The sequence below is a fragment of the Streptomyces sp. NPDC014882 genome, from assembly GCF_043081325.1.
Taxonomy (GTDB): domain Bacteria; phylum Actinomycetota; class Actinomycetes; order Streptomycetales; family Streptomycetaceae; genus Streptomyces.
Genome location: NZ_JBIBWL010000015.1, coordinates 23,920 through 39,913, shown reverse-complemented (window position 1 = coordinate 39,913; position 15,994 = coordinate 23,920). Strand labels below are relative to the sequence as shown.

The window sequence follows — 15,994 nt, the reverse complement described above, 5'->3', positions numbered from 1 at the left end:
GGGTTGAGGGGCAGCCGCGGTCTTTGGCGAGATGGGCGGCTGCCCCGGCTTGCTGGGGACATGAGGGGGCGCAGTGACGACGGCATGGCTGGTGCTGGCTGTGGGCGACGACCGTCAGCACGGTGGGAACGACGGGTACGACGACGACCCGTCGCAGCACTACAGCTGGGATGACACCGTCCCTAACCACGGCCGTATCGCCGTGGGGGATGTGATCGCCCTGTGGGACAAGAAGCATCTGCTCGGTGTTGGGGTGATCTCCGAGATCGAGACCGGGCGCGAGACCAAGACGCTGTACTTCTGTCCCGAGTGCAAGAGGGCGGACTTCAAGCGGCGCAAGCGGTTGACGCCGGCATGCCGCTGCAACCAGTGCGGCGCCCTATTCGACGTACCGGGCAGCAAGACCCGGGAAGTGGTCACCTACCGTTCCCGGCACGGCGAGGCATGGATGGACGGCCGCGGCCTGCTCACCGGACGTGAACTGCGGGCGCTGTGCGACTCACCCGACTCCCAGCTGAGCATGCGGCCCGCCCGCTGGGAGAAGCTGCGCGACGCCATCATTGACGTCGCAGGCATCCGCCTTGACGACCTGGACCTAGACGACGAGGGCGCCGCGGGCACGCGGCGGCCGATCGCGGGCGGGCACCGGATGAAGAACGTCCGTACCCGCGTGGGGCAGGCGCCCTTCCGCAAGCAGCTGCTCATGGACTACGGCCAGGTGTGCGCGTTCACCGGACCGGCGCCGGCCGGGGCGCTCCAGGCAGCTCACCTCTACAGCTACGCGGACGAAGAAGAACATCACGACTGGGGCGGCCTGCTGTTGCGCAACGACGTTCACAGCCTCTTCGACCGCGGGCAGATCACCGTCAACCCCGACACCGGACGTATCGAGGTCGACGACGAACTCCTCGGCTACCCGGCCTACGCCGAGCTGCACGGTAAGGTGCCGCGGGTCAGCCTGCGGCCCGAGCATGAGGTGTGGCTGGCCGCGCACTGGCGCACCCACCGTTCCGCTGTCGTGTCCGTGCCTGCCAGCCGTCGTGCGGGAGCTGCGTCCTAGAGGTCCGGGATGGCGCTCACGACGGCCGCGGCCATCTCGTTGATGGGTCCGGCCGCGCCGGTGGAGGCGAGGAAGAACCCGAACATGACGGCGGCGAACGCGGCGCCGGGGCTGAGGCTGCGCTGGCGCAGGAGGAAGAACAGGACCAGTCCGAAAAGGAAGACGAGGGAGACGGTCACGGCCATGTGGGGAACTCCCGGTCGGTGTAGTGGGGGCGGCGGGTGCCGGCGCGGTGGATGTCGCGGCCGGTGTTGAGCAGGCGGCGGCCGATGCGGAGCCGGTAGCGCTGCCCGCGGCAGCGGCGGCACAGCTTGACCGTGCGGCGGGCCTGGCGGATGCCGGTGCCCGAGCACGTGCGGCACGGCGCGAACGGCCGGACGGCACATAGCATTGCGTAACCGGCGAGGACGAGCAGGACGGCGAGGCTAGCGAGAGCCACGGGGGCTCACATCCCTTCTCAGGGCGGGTTTCGGGGCTTTGCGCAGGTGGACCGCTAGACGCTAGTGCGCTGATCAGCGGCGGTCGGGGGCGCTAGTGGGGGTGCTAGACCTAGCGGGCGGGGCTGCTAGGTCTAGCAGCGCTGCTCGGGTCAGGCGGCGGCTCGATCGGCGTTACGGCGAGTGATGGCGGCGGTGATGTCGGCGCGCTTGATGCCGCGCCGGTTGGCTCCCTCGCCGTCGTCGGTGGTGCCCCACACCTGCCCCGGCTTGACGCCCCAGGGCTTGAGCGCGGCGGTGACGTTCTCGCCCTGCCATCCGGCGTAGGTGTCGGGGTGGGCGGCGGTCAGGCGGGCGGCGATGCGCTCGCACCACACGGCCTTCTCGTCATCGGCGATGACGTCCAGGACGTCGGCGAGGATGTCCGAGCCGGTGCCGGTCTGCTCGGGGCCCTTGCCGATGGCGTGGCCGGTGACGTTGCCGTATGCCTCGCGGGCGGCGCGGGCGCGGGCGACGATGCGTTCGGCGGCGACCGCGTCCACGAACGCGGAGGCGACGATGCGGGGGTCGTCTCCCTCGCCGGCCATCCAGCAGATCCCGCGGTCGGAGCGGGAGAACATGGTGGCCCGGTAGCCCGACTTGTACATGGATGTGCCCAGCACCATGTCGTTGGCGGGCTGGCCCATGACCTTCAGGCAGAACCGCAGGACGGCGTTCGCAGAGATGCCGGTGGGCAGGGATTTGGCGTCGGGGCGCTGGGTGCCGAACATGGCCACGATCCCCAGCGCGGGGCCGCGCTTGACCAGGTCGGTGCAGATCGCCTCGATCTCCTTGCCGTGCTCCTCGTGCTCGAAGGGGACCTGGCACTCGTCGAACCCGACCACGATCGGATGCAAGCCCAGGCTCTTGTCTGCGGCGAGTTCCGGGGTGACCTTCGACTCCGGGCAGCGCGAGCGCGGCAGCGACTTGATGACCTTCGCCCGGCGGCGCAGCTCCTCCTTCAGCTCCCGCAGCGCTGCGAGGACGTAGGCGATGTCGTCGTCTTCTTCGCCGGCGCGGTAGCGGTGGCAGACCGGTTCCAGGGCGCCGAAGTCGCCGGTGCCCTTGAAGTCGAACGCGAGGACCCACGCGCGGGGGTCAAGGGCGGCGATCAGCAGGAACAGCCGCATCAGGAACGTTTTGCCCATGCGGGGGATGGACCCGACGACGACGGAGGCGAACATGAGGGTCACGGCCACGTCGCGCATGCGCTGGTCGTTGCCGAACACCACCGGCCGGAACAGGTCGACCGTGCCCGACTTGGCCAGCGGCCACGCCGGTTTCGTGGTCTCGTTCATCGGCTTGTCGCCCACCCACAGCACTAGGCGGCCTTCGTGCTGCTCGGGGTCGGGGGCGGGCCACACGCAGCCGGTCTTGCGGCGCAGACCGGAGGCGAGCGGCTTGCGGGCCTCCATGATGTCCTCGGGGGTGACGCCGTAGGGCAGGTCCAGGTCGGCGCGGTAGCCGGGGCCGTCGCGGACGATCTCCGAGACGAACCGCAGCCCGTTCATGTCACCGCCCTTCTTGATCGCGGCGGTGATCTTCGCGTTCCCGATGGAGTCCAGGCCGCGCAGCACGATCGACCCGGTGAGCTTCTGGATCTCGGTCTTCAGCACCGCCGGGCCGACCACGGGGGCGTCGGGCTGCTGTCCGCCCAGGCCGAGCAGCAGCACCCCGCCGGCCGCGAACGCGTACAGGTAGGCGGGCGCCAGCACGTACAGCCACAGAGCGAAGCCGAGCCCGAACGCGGCCGCGACCAGGGTGACCAGGCCGCGCAGCCGGATACGGCCGGCCCGCAGCCGGGCCAGGCGCATGTACTCCTCCACGTCCTCGGTGCGCACCGCGAACTCCCGCAAGGGTGCGGCCTCGCGGTCCCACACCCACCGGTTCGTGGAGGCGACGAACCGGCAGGCCCCGCGCGGGGACATCAGGGCCAGGCGGCCGGCGTACACGGGGATGCGGACCCCGTGGTAGAGCGCGGCGTAGCCGACGTTCGCGCCGGCGTGGCGGGCGGTGGCGAGGAAGTCACGCCGGCTGGTCAGCCACCCGGCCAGAACCGGCTTGCGCTTGGTGATGCTCACCTTCGGGTCCGGCAACGCCGGATTGTCCACCGGCACCGGGGCCGCCGGCGCGTCCTCGTCGGGGACGGTGTCGGGCACGGGGCGCAGCTGCGGGCCCGTCGTGTTGTCCGTCATGCTGGGGACTCCCTGCTACTCACACAGTGGGTGATGGGGTGGCCCGGGGGCGGCCAGTTTCCTTGGCCGGGACGACCGCCCCCGGGGCGTTGCTACTTGCCGCTCTGCTCGCGCTCGGCGCGCTTGCGGGCCTTCTCCTCGATCCGCTCGACCTTGCGCTGAAGGTCCCGCTGGTCGACCCGGCCGCCGCCCTGGCGGGTGTCGGCCAGACCGCGCTTGGCCATCCGGGCGACGTACCAGGCGATCTGCGCCTTCTCCCCGGTGTTCAGGCGCAGGTTGTTGCTGCTCACGGTGTCTCCGTTCCGGGCCGGACTGTCCGGCTCCCCACGGACCCGGGACACGAGATCCCGGGACCGCGGGGAACCGTCAGCGGCGGCGGGCGCGGCGGACCGTGGCGGCGGCGCGCTTGCCGTCCTCGCCGCCCACCGAGCGCACGACGGTGACGACACCCCACGCGCACACCGCCGCGATCAGAGCGAGCAGCGCGAGGTTCGCGGCCATCGCGGTCAGCACGCCGACCAGCAGCGGGCCGAAGTACACGCCGGCCGCCACCGCACCGGCCCCGACACCGGAGCCCAGCGCGATCCGCTGAACGGTGCGGTCCGGCGGCGCCTGGTGCACGTGCTGGTGGACGATCTGCGGCCCGCTGTAGGGCTGCGGCGCGGCGGGCAGGTGGTCGGTGTAGGCGTAGGTGCCGTCCGGGAGCCGGACGACCTTGGGCACGTCAGGCAGCGATTCCATGCCGACTTCCTTCGGGATAGGCGCACGGCACACAGGTGCCGAGCGAAGCGGGGATGACGTAGCCGGCGTCCCGGCAGCACTCAGGGCAGCGCCGGCGGGCGGCGTTCGCCTTGTCCAGCGCCGCGCGCCGCGCGGGGGTCATGGGCCGGACCGGCTTGGCGAGGTCGATGCGGTAGAGGTAGGCGACCAGCGGGCCCCGGCGGCGGCGCGGCCGTTCGAGCTGCGCGGCCACCGGCTGACCACCGGGCCGCAAGCCCCGTGAGCGGAGTTGGCGGCGGGTGGCGTAGCCGTCCGGGGCCAGGCGCCACCGGTAGACCGGAAGCGTGCTCATGCCGCGCCGCGCCGTCCGGGACGGCGGCCGGCGACCGAGCCGAGCAGCCGCCCCAGCCGGGCCCGCCGGGGCCCGGAGCGGCCGGACCGCTTCGCCGCGTACATCGCTTCATCAGCGCGGCGCAGCAGAGCGGACAGATCCTCGCCCGGGTGGTCGGCGGCGCGCACCCAGCCGAGAGACACGGTGGTGTGCACCTCGGGTGCGGTGTCGACCGGCCGTGCGAGGACGCGGGCGAGGACGTCCAGTCGTTCGGCGGCGGTGCCGTCGCGGTCGATGAGCACGGCGGCGAACTCGTCCCCGCCCAGCCGCCCGACGACACCACCGTGCGTGCCGTGGGCGAGTCGGGCGGCGACCGTGGCCAGCAGCAGGTCACCGGCGGCGTGGCCGTGGGTGTCGTTGATCTGCTTGAAGTGGTCGACGTCGGCCAGTACGACCACGGCGCTCGGGTCGCGCAGCAGGCGGCGGGCCCGTCGGGTGAACGTCTCGCGGGTCCACAGTCCGGTGAGCGGGTCACGGCGGGCGGTGGTCAGCCGCGTGTGCAGCCACCAGGCGTGTGCCGCCCACCCCAGGGCGGGCGCGGCCGGTAAGAGTGCGGCGAGGGTGCTCACGGCGTCACCGCCGTGGCGGCGCGTTCGGCGAGCAGGGCGTCACGCAGCTTGCGGGCGTTCGCCGGGGAGGTGCGCAGGGCCCGGCGGATACCCTCGCCGGTCACCTCGGCGTCCGTCCATCCGGCCGTCGCCTTGCGCGCTTCCGCCATGAGTTGATCGGGAGTGCGGCGGGTGCGGGGCGACTTGGCGGCGACCGGGACACGGCCCGTCGCCCGACGCGGCGGGGTCGATGCGGCCGGGACCGAACGGGCGGCCGCGGGGGCGATCGGGACCGGCTTCACCGCCGGGACGACGGCGGGCATCGGCTTCATGCCGCCGCCCGACTTGCCCAGGTCGACCGGCGCCGGATCGGGCACCGCCAGCCGCGTCAGCACGACCGTGGGCGTGCTCGATCCGGGCAGGTCAGAGGTAGACCGTTCTCGACTGCTTCCAGCCGATTCCTCCGCATTCGCGCCCCGTGCGGGGTCGAGTGCGATGCCGCCGAACATGGCGGCGAGGGCGGCGTCCGCGCCGGCGGTGACGCGGGTGCGCTGGACGTCCAGCAGCCTCGATCCGAGGGCGACGTCCCCGACTCCGACCTTGCGGGCCAGCCGCCACGACTTGCGCTCCGACCACTTCTTGACCCGGTCGCTCGGGTGGTTGGCGGCCCGTGCCTGGTGGTAGGCGAGGGCCTGCACCAGGTCGGCGGTGCGCCGCTCGTGTTCCGCGTCGCGGCCGTCGGTGTGCACGACGATCCGCCGGGCCAGGAACGCCATGCCTTCGGCGGAGACGGACATGCCCATGGGGGTGAGGGCGTAGATGACGGTGCGGCCCGGGTCGGTGGCGGCCGTCGCTCCCATGACGGCGGCGGCGGCTGGCAGGGCCCACAGCCCGGCGCGCACGATGCGCGGGGAGGACTGGCCCAGCATGGTCAGCCCGAGCAGGACCAGGGCGAGGACGGCGGTGGCGCCCTCGCCGGCGGCGAGCGCACCGAGCGCGGTGCCCTTGCCGTAGGCGTGGCCGATGTTGCTGTACGTACCGATCCCGCCGAACACCCCGGTGGCGAGCATCGGCACGAACGCGGCGGCCAGGACGCCGATCTGTACGCGGGTGAGCTTGGCGCCGGTCATCGGGCACCCCCGGCGGTGAGCAGGGCGGCGAGGATGAGCAGGGCGCCGCCGGTCATGGTGAGGTCGACCGCGCGGCGCAGGCCCGTGAACTTGGCGACAGCGAGCCGGGACAGCCCGGCGACGTCGGCCGCGAGGTCGGAGGTGACGGCGGTGGTGATCTGGTCGGCGGTGAGGGTGGCCCACAGCGGGAAGCCGTGCCGGCCGGACAGGTTCGGACGCACCGACCGGAGCAGCAGACCGGCCGCACCGACCAGCAGCATCAGACCGGCACCACCGACGATGACGGCGGGCCAGTTCAGGGGAAGGTCGCGGGCGACGGACCAGGTTCCGGCGAGGACCGCGCCGACGAACGCCAGCAGCAACGCCGTCTTGCTGTCCGTCCGCGCGATCTCCGCCTTCACCTCCGCGTGCGCGGCGGCGAGGCCGCGCTCCGTGGCGCTCATGCCGCACCGTCCTTCGGCTCGACGTCCACGGACGCCAGCAGCTCCACGCGGTCCATGGGACCGGTGCGCAGCTCCTGCCACGTCCACTCGGCGCCGTCGGCGAGGACGTAGCCGAGCTGTGCCAGCGCATCGGCCCGTTCCTGCACCGTGGGGACCGGACCGGTCCGCCCGAAGGAGTGCTCGGGCCACTCCAGGCTCTTCAGGTCGGTGACCACATACAGCTCCCACTCGCCGAGGAAGCTGTTGGACAGTCGCGCGCCGTGCGTCATGCCGCACCCCCGGTCCGGTCGGCCGTGCGGTTGACCAGCGCGACGCGGGCGGCGAGCGCGCGGCGGCGGGCCCGGCGGATGCGCTGGGTGTCGAGCTTCGTCGGGGTGCGGTCCAGCGTGATGATCTGCGCGTCCAGCAGCTCGACGTCGGCGAGGATGACGGGCATCTCGGCGTCAATGGCGGCCAGCTCCGCGTCCGTCGGCTCCATGAAATCGGCGAACGCGGTAACAGCGTCCTTAACAGTGACGATGTGTTCCATTGGGTCGTGATCTCCCTTGCAGGTGGAACGGCCCGAACGCGGTCCCCGGGATGCCCCCCGGGGACCGCTTGCCGTTGAAGGTGAAGGCCGCACGTAAGTGGTGCGGCGGGCCGCCTAACAGCGGCCAGTGCCCCGGGCCGGATTCGATCCGGCGCCCCTCACGGCTCGATGCCGGGGCCGACGTGCGAGGTGCTGGTCAGCGCTGGACGACCGGGCGGTGCAGGTCCCGGTGCGCGACCGTGACCCGGTGGCCATCCCTGCGGAGCCGCTCGGCCAGGGCCAGGGCGAACGTCGGGGCGCGGTGCCGGCCCCCCGCGCACCCATCGGCGACGGTCACCGTGCCGGCGCTCGGGCCCGAGGCGAACGCGGTGACCGCCGTGGCGGTGGCCTCCACCAGGGCGGTGATGCCGGGGGTGCTCAGCACTGCGGCGCGTACCGGGGCGTCCTCGGCGGTCATATACCGCAGCTCGGGCGACACGTGCGGGTCGCGGAAGTGGTGACGCAGGTCGATGGTCAGGTGAGCGGTGGGCGGGGCGTCGTGCAGGTAGCCGAACGAGACGATCTCGACAGTGCTCATGCGAACTCCCAACGAACTGGCCGATGATGCCGGCAGGTCAGCTCTCCCGGCGCTCCAGCTCCCGGGCGATGTCGTTCTGCGTGTTGATCGCGCTGAGCGCGTTGTGGCCCCCGTTGCGCTCGCGGGTGATCAGGTCGTACTCGCGCTGCAAGTCGTCGCTGGTGCGGGTCTGCATGTCGGACGAGGCAGGGCGTGTGCGGAACATGTCGGTCTCCCTTTGGGGTGAGTGGCCCGCTGGTCAGCGGGAGCGCCCCGGCCTGCTTTTGAGGCGTAGGCCCGGGATCGGCCGGGCCGGGGCTGCGGCTTAGCCGCTAACCGGCCGCACGAGCGGCGCCACCGGGCAGACCGGGGCGCCCCTCGTGCGGACAGGCTGTGAGGACTCGGTGGGCAGGGCCGCATCGCGTCGGTCCGACACGGCGGCGCCCTAGGTATGTCGTCGGTTCACACCGAACTCCCGCAGGTCGCAGGGACACGGCTTCACCGGTACGCCGTTGCCACGGAGCACCGGTCCCGAGCCGGGAAAGTCGGGCGCGTCATCATCACTGCTCTGACGCCAGCAGGACGGCCCACACCGGGCGGCACCCCAAGTCAGGGGGTGTTCTCCGGAGCCGGTGGGCTTGGCATTGCCGCCGACGACATCACCCGGTCGTCGCGGGGGCGGTCTCACTCTTGCCGCCACGTGCGTTGGAGCCTCGCTGTCCTTCCCCACACCCGGGACCGGGTGGCGCTTGCCAGGCGCGTAGGGGGAGAGCGCCGTCATCACGGCGGTTTGCCCCCGGACCCTCGCCCTAGGCACCTACCGTGACCGCCGCTCTTGCGTCGGCTCCGCACGATCACTGTTCAGTTCTCAACTAACGGCCGCTTCCTTCGTACTCACCCCCAGCGAGAGCGGGGCTTTCCTCCGTGCGATGCAGTACCTGTTTTACAGGTATTGCATAGGGGTCCGTCAAGTACAGCGACGCAATCTCTTCGTCTCGCGCCGGGACGTCTTGACGTATCTTCAGAATCGCTGCAGGTCAGGGGAGTTGGTCACTCCACTCATGGACAGCTCTGGGACTTCTAGCTACGGTCAAGAAGTCCCTAGACGTCCCACCGGGGGTGCAGATGTCGAACGAGCGCTTACGAACCGCTCTCCTCGCCCGTGGCATGACCGTGCAGAGCCTCGCTGAGGCGATCGAGGTGAGCCCCAAGACGGTCGAACGCTGGATTACCCAGGGCAAGGTGCCGTACCTGCGTCACCAGTACGCGACGGCAGCGGCCCTCAAGGTCGACGTGACCATGCTGTGGGAGGACGGGCGGACCGTCGGCAGTGCGGCGGACCTCACCAAAGCCGAGATAGCGACGGTCTACCCGCATCGCCACACGGTGCCTACTGGCCTCTGGCGAGAGCTGTACGGACGTGCTGAGCGAAACCTAGACGTCCTCGTGTACTCGGGTCTCTTCCTGTCTGAGGACCCGCTCTTCCATGACCTCGTGAGGGCGAAGGTGGAAGCGGGGGCGCGGGTGCGCATCCTGCTGGGGGACCCGGAGTGTGCGGCTGTCCGGCAACGCGGCATTGACGAGGGACACCACATCATGGACGGCAAGATCCGCAATGCCCTCGTGCTGTACCGGCCCCTCATGCGGAGTCACCCGGACGTCGGTTTCCGGCTGCACGATTCGACGCTGTACAACTCGATCTACCGGGCCGATGACGAGATGCTCGTCAACCCCCACGTCTACGGCATCGGCGCCTACATGGCGCCCGTACTGCACCTGCGGCGACTCCCCGGCGGAAGTCTCTTCGACACGTACGCGAATAGCATCGATCACACATGGGAGAACGCGCGTCCGGTCACTGACCAGGACGTCAAGAGCATCACGGGAGCCTGACCATGGGACGTATCGACTACCTGCACGACCCGGACGCACCGCCGGCCAACTCGGTCGTGCCGTCCGTCGTTGCTTTCGTCCAGAACGACGCAGGGCAGGTGTTGATGATCCAGCGTTCTGACAACGGCAGGTGGGCACTGCCCGGCGGTGGTCACGACGTGGGGGAGTCCATCAGTGACACGGTGGTCCGTGAGGTCTGGGAAGAGACCGGCATCAGGGCGGAAGTGATCGACGTGTCCGGCCTCTACACAGACCCCGGGCACGTCATGCAGTACGACGATGGCGAAGTCCGTCAGCAGTTCAGCATTTGCTTCCGGGCCCGGCCGGTCAGCGGCGACCTCCGTACGAGCAACGAAACGACTCAGGTCCGATGGGTTGCCCCGGCGGACCTGGCGACGCTGGACGTGCACCCCACGATGCGGCTCCGGATTGAGCACGCTATGGACCGGACGCGCACGGCGCCTTACATCGGCTGACGCTTGGCGGCGGCGACCCGTTCGAGGACGCGGCAGGTGCACGCGAGGATCTCGGGTTCGGCACGCCGGATGAACTTGCCGATCAGGCTGTCCGGCCCGTAGCGCCCGGTGATTTCGTTGATCCGGTCCACGGGGTTGGTCGGGGTGCCGTCCGGGGTGGTGTTCATGTCGCAGTAGCAGAGCGCATCGTTCAAGTGCTCGCTCTCACGGGGGAACTCGCCGTCAAGCTCAGCCCGCAAGCCGCGCGCATCCGCCTCAAGCCACGAGCACGAGTGATGGGCGACCAGGTTGACGACCTGCTCGTCGGCGGTAGCCACGTCCCGGAGATACCGCGCGCCGTCCAGGGGGTGGAAGCCTGTCTTGGCAAGGTCCGGCGCGTAGCCGATGTCATGCAGGACCGCCGCAGCCTCCAACAGGTCCGCGTCCTGGTCGAGGATGAGCGCGATGGTGCGCGCCCTCTCAGCGACCCCGAGGCAGTGTTTCCAGCGTCGCGGCAGCGGCTCAGCGAGCAACGACTCAGCCAGGGGGTAGGCCCACTCCGTCAACGTCGACAAGCTACGAACGCCCCTCTCGTGCCGGCACGGCGCGGACCGTCCGCACCCTGCCCTGACCTCCACCCGCCAGCACGCCGGCGGCTTCCAGCTTCTCCAGCGCTTTGGCCACGGTCGGACGTGACACCCCGAACCGTTCGGCCAGCACGGAAGCGCTCGGGAACGCTTCCCCTACTTCGAGTCCGTCAGTCGCGATGACCTCTGCGATTCGCTGATCAAGCGGGCGCCGGTCGACTGGCGCCCCCGCGCGTACGACTCGCCACCGCTCGCCCCGCACCGGTTCGGCCACGCCTTCCTGACGCAGCACGCCGAACGCACGCAGGGCGACCCCGCGCGAGACCTTGTGATCGCGCATGAGTTCAGCCAGCGACGGAAGCTCTGTCATGGTCGAGTCCTCTTCGATCTGCCTCTTCACTGAGTCGGCAATCTTCAAGAAGGTCCCCCGAGGGTTGGCCTGCTGCGACACTCGCTCTCCCTCTCCGCCGGGCAGTCGACACCACCGGTAAGCCTCCCACGACTGCCCGGCCGTCGCGGAGGGGTCGCGCACAGCGATGCGCACGGGCGGTCTCGCTACCAGAGCGAGACGCGGACGGCGTCAATCAAGAACCCCTCTGTGGCTGAGCAGCAGGTCACAGGGTGTGCGGAAAAGCGAGGATGTGAGGCGCCGACCCGCAGCATGCCGCGCCGTCGCGGGACGTCCCAGCGGGGTGCTCTCGTGGCTGCCCTTGCGGCCGTAGCTGTGGTGGTTGGGGTACTCGTCCATTTCTTCCCCTCGCTCGCTCTACCTTTTGGTGCTGCCCTCGCTGTCGTAGCGGCGGGCCCGCCGCTGGCTCAGTGGCTGTCCGGGCGCTAGGTGCCTCGGGAGGGTCCTTATTCTTCCTCAGGCGGCGAAAGCTGCAGCTCAGGCGCCTTGAGTCCGGCTCGCTGTAAGGCTGCTACGTCAAGAGCGCCCCTGCCTTGTCAAAACGTAGGGAGGGTGGCCGCGATAGCAAGGGCCAGTGAAAGTGTCCTTTTCCGTCAGAGAACGCCCCTTTGCCGTTATCTGCTGTCACAATGCCTGTGTCACGTGAAGGAGGGGGTATCAATGCTCGCGGAGACGGCAGCGTTACGGCTGGGTACGGCTGTGGCAACCGCGGCGGGGCGGTTGTGGCTGGGAGGCAAGCAGCGGGAGCAGGAGCGTTTGCTGCCGATGGAAGACCTTGTCCGGGTGAGGGTCCCCGGCATGAGGCTCCAGCGTGAGGTGAGGCAGCAGTTCGAGCAGATAACGAACGCGGTATTCGATCGGCTGGAACCGTTCTTGAAGCACGCCTTCCAGCGTCTGGAGGACGGCGGCCGCCAGGCTGTGATCGACGCGGTGTCTGACACGCTCACGCGGGCGGATCTCTCAGACGAGGCCCTCCTTGACGCAAATGCACAGCCAACAGAGCTGCTCCGCCAAATCACCGGTTCCGTGACCGTGCCGGTCGGTTTGAACGAGGCAGAAACGCACTTGTACGAGGTGCTCTTCGCTGAATGCGTTGACTACTACGTCCGCATCGTGCGGAGTCTTCCGGTCTTTGAGGAGCGGGTAGCGGGGGAATTGCTGGCGCGTACGGCAACACTGGGCACTGAGGTGGCACGCCTGCTGGAACGCCTTCCGGACCGTTCACTGCTCGCGCCGGAAGGCGCCGACCACGACATGGCGTTTCGCCGCATGTACCTGGAATTGGTCAGCAGGGACCTCGACGAAGTGGAGCTCTTCCGTCGTACGTCCGGCCAGGCGACCGCCCCTCGTGTCCGGCTGTCGGTTGCGTACGTCAGCCTGCGGGCGACGGCGGACGACGGGCAACTCCGGCGTGCTGCCCGTTCGCTGCCGCTTCTTCGTCCTGACATGAGCTTGTGGGAAGAAGCGGCCGGAGAGAGCTCCGGCATGCGGGTCGAAGCTGCATTGAGCGGTGCTTCTCGGGTCCTGCTGCGGGGAGAAGCTGGCTCAGGCAAGACGACTTTGTTGCGATGGCTGGCTGTCACGGCAGCGCGCGGAGCTTTCTCGGGCGAGCTGGGCGACTGGAATGGACTCGTCCCCATCTTTATCAAGTTGCGTGAATACAGTGGACGTACGCCACCTACTCCAGAAGCGATGCTGGACGGCGTTGCCGGGCCAATTACTGGGATCATGCCAAGGGGGTGGGTGGAGCGTCAGCTTGATGGCGGTAAGGCATTGCTCCTGCTTGACGGTGTGGACGAGTTGCTTGACCGGGAACGCCGAGCGGTACGGGATTGGCTGCGCAGACTGCTGGGGCAGTACAGCGGTATACGTGTGGTCGTCACCTCCCGCCCGGCGGCGGCCGGTGCTGACTGGCTACGACGTGAGGACTTTAAGGCCCTCCACTTGGACCGAATGGCTCCTCCAGACCTGGCGGCATTTGTACGGCAGTGGCACCAAGCAGTACGAGATCTGGGCGATGAACTTCCCTGCGCAGTGGAGGAACTTCCACAGTATGAGCAGTCACTGCTCACCAGTCTTAAAGACCGCGCGCACCTCCAATCGCTGGCAAGTACGCCATTGCTAGCCGCCATGCTCTGCGCAATGCACTTGAACCGGGGGCGTCAACTGCCGCGTGACCGCATGGAGCTGTATCGCAATGCCCTCCACACCTTGGTCCATGACCGGGATGCGGACAGGAATGTGCCGAGTGCGATGGACGGCAAACTTAGCCTGGGCGACAAACTCGTCATACTCAGGGACCTCGCATGGCGGTTGTCGGACAACAATCGCAGTGAGATCGAACTGGAGAGGGCCGCTGGCTATGTCAGGGTCAAACTGATGGCGATGCGCCACTTGGACGTCCTGGACGGTGAGCAGGTACTGGAGCAGCTACGTCACCGTTCTGGTGTTCTTCGGTCGCCCGCAGAAGGGCGCATGGATTTCGTGCACCGCACCTTTCAGGAGTACCTGGCCGCCAATGAGGCCGCGGAGGAGGACCGCATTGGCAACCTAGTTGGCCGAGCGCACCTGGACCTGTGGCGAGAGACCATCATCATGGCGGCCGGCCACGCAAACACCCGCCAGCGTGAAGAGTTACTCGGCGGCATCCTCGACCGTGCCATGGAGGAGCCTCGCCACGCGCGTACGCTGCGACTGCTAGCGGCAGCCTGCCAGGAGACGTTGCCTTCTGTGTCCGGCGGGATCGCGAGTCGGTTGGACGAGGCCGTGACCATGCTGCTTCCGGCAAGCCGCAGGACGGATCCTCCCGCACTGGCGGCGGTGGGGCCCAGCCTGCTGCGCTGGTTGCCACGGTCCTTGGGGCAACTGACAGAGAAATCTGCCATACAGACGGTACGGACTGTGGCCCTGATTGGAGGTGAGGATGCTCTGGAACTGTTGAAGGGATATGTCGAGGACCGGCGCGAGGGTGTTATAGATGCGCTCATTCATGCATGGAGCTATTTTGATGCAAATGCGTATGCTGACACGATTCTTTCTCGGTTGCCGCTGGCCGGACGTGATGTCTTGCTCACTCATTCCGGACAGTTGGCCAGCCTAGATCGATTGCATTCGATGACGCGCCTCTATATGGATCATCCAATTGGGGGCCTGGAATTCCTCTCCAGGGTATCGCCGCTGAAAGCGCTCTGGTTAACCCTACTGCAGGGAGGTGATCTCTCTTGCCTCAAGGGTCATTTGGGATTGCGGGAACTCATGCTATTTGGCGACGGGCCCATTACGGGGGAGTCGGTTATCGCAGACCTCAAAGAGCTAGTTGCTGTGGCTATGCCTCTTACTGAGGGATTCGACCTTGACGTCCTTTGTTCGATTCCTAAACTTCGAGCCCTTAGCTTGTCCCGCATTGGGTCGGCGATTGACCTGAGTCCCATTGCCGGCCTTACGGGCTTGCGAGACTTGCATTTGGTCGGGGTCGAGGAGGGCACTGTTCTAGGTTTGCGAGAGATCGCAGCGATAGGTAACCTCCAAACCCTTTCTCTCTTCTGGTATGACGTGCATGCCTGGCTCACAGAATTCAGTGAGGCTTTGCCGTCGGTGAAGCAATTGAACCTTTACACCTGCGTCGTGCCTACAGATCCTCTGGTATTCAAAAAACTAGAAGGGCTCACGGAAGTGACGTTCTTTGAATGCTGGGGCGTTGGCGGTGAGTTGATCGCCCATCTGGCAATTCCGGGGGTGCGCACCCGTGTTATCCACGAATAATCGCGAGACCTTCCAGCGGGTCGAGGACTGCGACCGGTCTGAGCAGCCGCATGGGACGTGCGAGTACTCAGACCCCAACGAAGCGGTCGACCGCCGCTCTGGGTGTTGGGGGTGAGCCCGCGGAACGGGTGGGGCGCAGCGCTGCCCGAAACGTAGGGTTCCGGCAGTCCATCGAAGGCGCTTGCGGACGAGGTGTGGACGACTGGAGGGCAGTTCGGTGCAGACATCTGTGTCTGCGCAGGTCGACGGCACTCGCGAAGGGTGTCCCTGGAAGGACTGTAAATCTGCCGGCTCAGCCTTCCCAGGTTCGAATCCTGGCGCCGCCACGCTGAGTGAGACCCCCTCCGAACTGCGGAAACGCAGGGCGGAGGGGGTCTGCTTCGTTTCCGGCCGTTTCCTCCGGTCGGGACGGACGGCGGGGTGGCGCTCGGCTCATCGGCCGCCGGACGGCGGCCCCGGTTCCGATCCCGCGGCCGGTCCCGGCGCCTCTTCCCGTTCCCGGGCCTTCGCGGCTTTCCGCACGTCCGCCTCGACGTCGTTACGGGGTCTGTTCTCGTCCCTGGCGTACTCCGTGAGCGCGGCCTGGGTGTCGCGGGCGAGGTCGCGCCAGGCGCGCCAAGCGGTCTCGTAGGTGTCGGTCTGGGCCTGGGACCAGGGGGCCGCCGTGGGCGCGCCGTAGGTGTCCCGCAGATGCAGGACCCTCGTGTGCGCCTCGTCGGCCGCACGCTGTTTCGCCACGAGTTCCTCGAAGGTATGTGCCATATGTAGCGATGCTAGGGAGAGGACGGCCGTCGCGCGCGGCGAACGGGGCGCGCGGCGCCGCGCGGTACCCGCGTGGCG

At 68.6% G+C, this 15,994-nt stretch carries 20 protein-coding genes; 4 read left to right on the top strand and 16 right to left on the bottom strand.

The window, feature by feature from the left end; genetic code table 11:
- The first annotated feature begins 73 nt into the window (after positions 1-73).
- Positions 74-1,060, top strand: coding sequence for an HNH endonuclease (locus ACF09K_RS28085; RefSeq protein ID WP_392247893.1), 987 nt, complete (start codon positions 74-76; stop codon positions 1,058-1,060).
- On the opposite strand, the gene ACF09K_RS28080 is transcribed toward ACF09K_RS28085, so the two are convergent.
- The 13 genes from ACF09K_RS28080 to ACF09K_RS28020 all read right to left on the bottom strand — a co-directional run bounded on the left by ACF09K_RS28080 (position 1,057) and on the right by ACF09K_RS28020 (position 8,274).
- Entirely contained in the window at positions 1,057-1,245 is a 189-nt protein-coding gene (locus ACF09K_RS28080) for a hypothetical protein (RefSeq protein ID WP_392247891.1), read from the bottom strand. The genes ACF09K_RS28085 and ACF09K_RS28080 overlap by 4 nt on opposite strands.
- On the bottom strand, positions 1,236-1,451 hold the full coding sequence (locus ACF09K_RS28075; RefSeq protein WP_392247889.1) for a hypothetical protein: 216 nt from the start codon (positions 1,449-1,451) through the stop codon (positions 1,236-1,238). The genes ACF09K_RS28080 and ACF09K_RS28075 overlap by 10 nt, the downstream gene beginning before the upstream one ends.
- A 198-nt stretch (positions 1,452-1,649) precedes the next feature.
- Positions 1,650-3,731, bottom strand: a complete 2,082-nt coding sequence (locus ACF09K_RS28070; protein ID WP_392247887.1) for a cell division protein FtsK — start codon at positions 3,729-3,731, stop codon at positions 1,650-1,652.
- 92 nt (positions 3,732-3,823) lie between these two features.
- The gene (locus ACF09K_RS28065) at positions 3,824-4,021 is read right to left on the bottom strand and encodes a DUF6257 family protein (RefSeq protein ID WP_392247885.1); all 198 of its coding nucleotides are present in this window, start codon (positions 4,019-4,021) and stop codon (positions 3,824-3,826) included.
- Between the two features lie 76 nt (positions 4,022-4,097).
- A complete protein-coding gene (locus tag ACF09K_RS28060) occupies positions 4,098-4,472 on the bottom strand; it encodes a DUF6251 family protein (protein WP_392247883.1) in 375 nt (124 codons plus the stop codon).
- Entirely contained in the window at positions 4,456-4,803 is a 348-nt protein-coding gene (locus tag ACF09K_RS28055; RefSeq protein ID WP_392247881.1) for an RRQRL motif-containing zinc-binding protein, read from the bottom strand. The genes ACF09K_RS28060 and ACF09K_RS28055 overlap by 17 nt, the downstream gene beginning before the upstream one ends.
- Positions 4,800-5,411 (bottom strand): GGDEF domain-containing protein, encoded by a 612-nt coding sequence (locus ACF09K_RS28050; protein ID WP_392247879.1) that lies wholly within the window; start codon positions 5,409-5,411, stop codon positions 4,800-4,802. Before ACF09K_RS28050 ends, ACF09K_RS28055 begins: the two co-directional genes overlap by 4 nt.
- Positions 5,408-6,520 carry a conjugal transfer protein gene (locus tag ACF09K_RS28045; protein WP_392247877.1) on the bottom strand — a complete coding sequence of 371 codons (1,113 nt, stop codon included), beginning with the start codon at positions 6,518-6,520 and terminating at the stop codon, positions 5,408-5,410. Before ACF09K_RS28045 ends, ACF09K_RS28050 begins: the two co-directional genes overlap by 4 nt.
- On the bottom strand, positions 6,517-6,963 hold the full coding sequence (locus ACF09K_RS28040) for a Pycsar system effector family protein (RefSeq protein ID WP_392247875.1): 447 nt from the start codon (positions 6,961-6,963) through the stop codon (positions 6,517-6,519). The genes ACF09K_RS28045 and ACF09K_RS28040 overlap by 4 nt, the downstream gene beginning before the upstream one ends.
- Entirely contained in the window at positions 6,960-7,232 is a 273-nt protein-coding gene (locus ACF09K_RS28035) for a DUF6303 family protein (RefSeq protein WP_392247873.1), read from the bottom strand. The genes ACF09K_RS28040 and ACF09K_RS28035 overlap by 4 nt, the downstream gene beginning before the upstream one ends.
- Positions 7,229-7,492 (bottom strand): DUF6284 family protein, encoded by a 264-nt coding sequence (locus ACF09K_RS28030; protein ID WP_392247871.1) that lies wholly within the window; start codon positions 7,490-7,492, stop codon positions 7,229-7,231. The genes ACF09K_RS28035 and ACF09K_RS28030 overlap by 4 nt, the downstream gene beginning before the upstream one ends.
- A 196-nt stretch (positions 7,493-7,688) precedes the next feature.
- Positions 7,689-8,069 (bottom strand): ATPase, encoded by a 381-nt coding sequence (locus ACF09K_RS28025; RefSeq protein ID WP_392247869.1) that lies wholly within the window; start codon positions 8,067-8,069, stop codon positions 7,689-7,691.
- A 37-nt stretch (positions 8,070-8,106) separates the two neighbouring features.
- Positions 8,107-8,274 (bottom strand): hypothetical protein, encoded by a 168-nt coding sequence (locus ACF09K_RS28020; RefSeq protein WP_392247867.1) that lies wholly within the window; start codon positions 8,272-8,274, stop codon positions 8,107-8,109.
- A 941-nt stretch (positions 8,275-9,215) separates the two neighbouring features.
- Here ACF09K_RS28020 and ACF09K_RS28015 point away from each other — a divergent pair.
- Together ACF09K_RS28015 and ACF09K_RS28010 are read left to right on the top strand one after the other, a co-directional pair.
- The gene (locus ACF09K_RS28015) at positions 9,216-9,941 is read left to right on the top strand and encodes an XRE family transcriptional regulator (RefSeq protein ID WP_392247865.1); all 726 of its coding nucleotides are present in this window, start codon (positions 9,216-9,218) and stop codon (positions 9,939-9,941) included.
- 2 nt (positions 9,942-9,943) lie between these two features.
- Positions 9,944-10,417: an NUDIX domain-containing protein gene (locus ACF09K_RS28010; RefSeq protein ID WP_392247863.1), complete on the top strand. Its 474-nt coding sequence runs from the start codon at positions 9,944-9,946 to the stop codon at positions 10,415-10,417.
- On the opposite strand, the gene ACF09K_RS28005 is transcribed toward ACF09K_RS28010, so the two are convergent.
- Both ACF09K_RS28005 and ACF09K_RS28000 read right to left on the bottom strand, forming a co-directional pair.
- Positions 10,405-10,971 (bottom strand): HD domain-containing protein, encoded by a 567-nt coding sequence (locus tag ACF09K_RS28005; protein WP_392247861.1) that lies wholly within the window; start codon positions 10,969-10,971, stop codon positions 10,405-10,407. The genes ACF09K_RS28010 and ACF09K_RS28005 overlap by 13 nt on opposite strands.
- Before the next feature lies 1 nt (position 10,972).
- Positions 10,973-11,434, bottom strand: a complete 462-nt coding sequence (locus ACF09K_RS28000) for a GntR family transcriptional regulator (protein WP_392247859.1) — start codon at positions 11,432-11,434, stop codon at positions 10,973-10,975.
- A gap of 618 nt (positions 11,435-12,052) precedes the next feature.
- On the opposite strand from ACF09K_RS28000, the gene ACF09K_RS27995 reads away from it, so the two are divergent.
- Positions 12,053-15,154: an NACHT domain-containing protein gene (locus tag ACF09K_RS27995; RefSeq protein WP_392247857.1), complete on the top strand. Its 3,102-nt coding sequence runs from the start codon at positions 12,053-12,055 to the stop codon at positions 15,152-15,154.
- Between the two features lie 432 nt (positions 15,155-15,586).
- Here the strand turns inward: ACF09K_RS27995 and ACF09K_RS27990 are convergent, their stop codons facing one another.
- Positions 15,587-15,916 carry a hypothetical protein gene (locus tag ACF09K_RS27990; protein ID WP_392247855.1) on the bottom strand — a complete coding sequence of 110 codons (330 nt, stop codon included), beginning with the start codon at positions 15,914-15,916 and terminating at the stop codon, positions 15,587-15,589.
- Positions 15,917-15,994 lie beyond the last annotated feature (78 nt).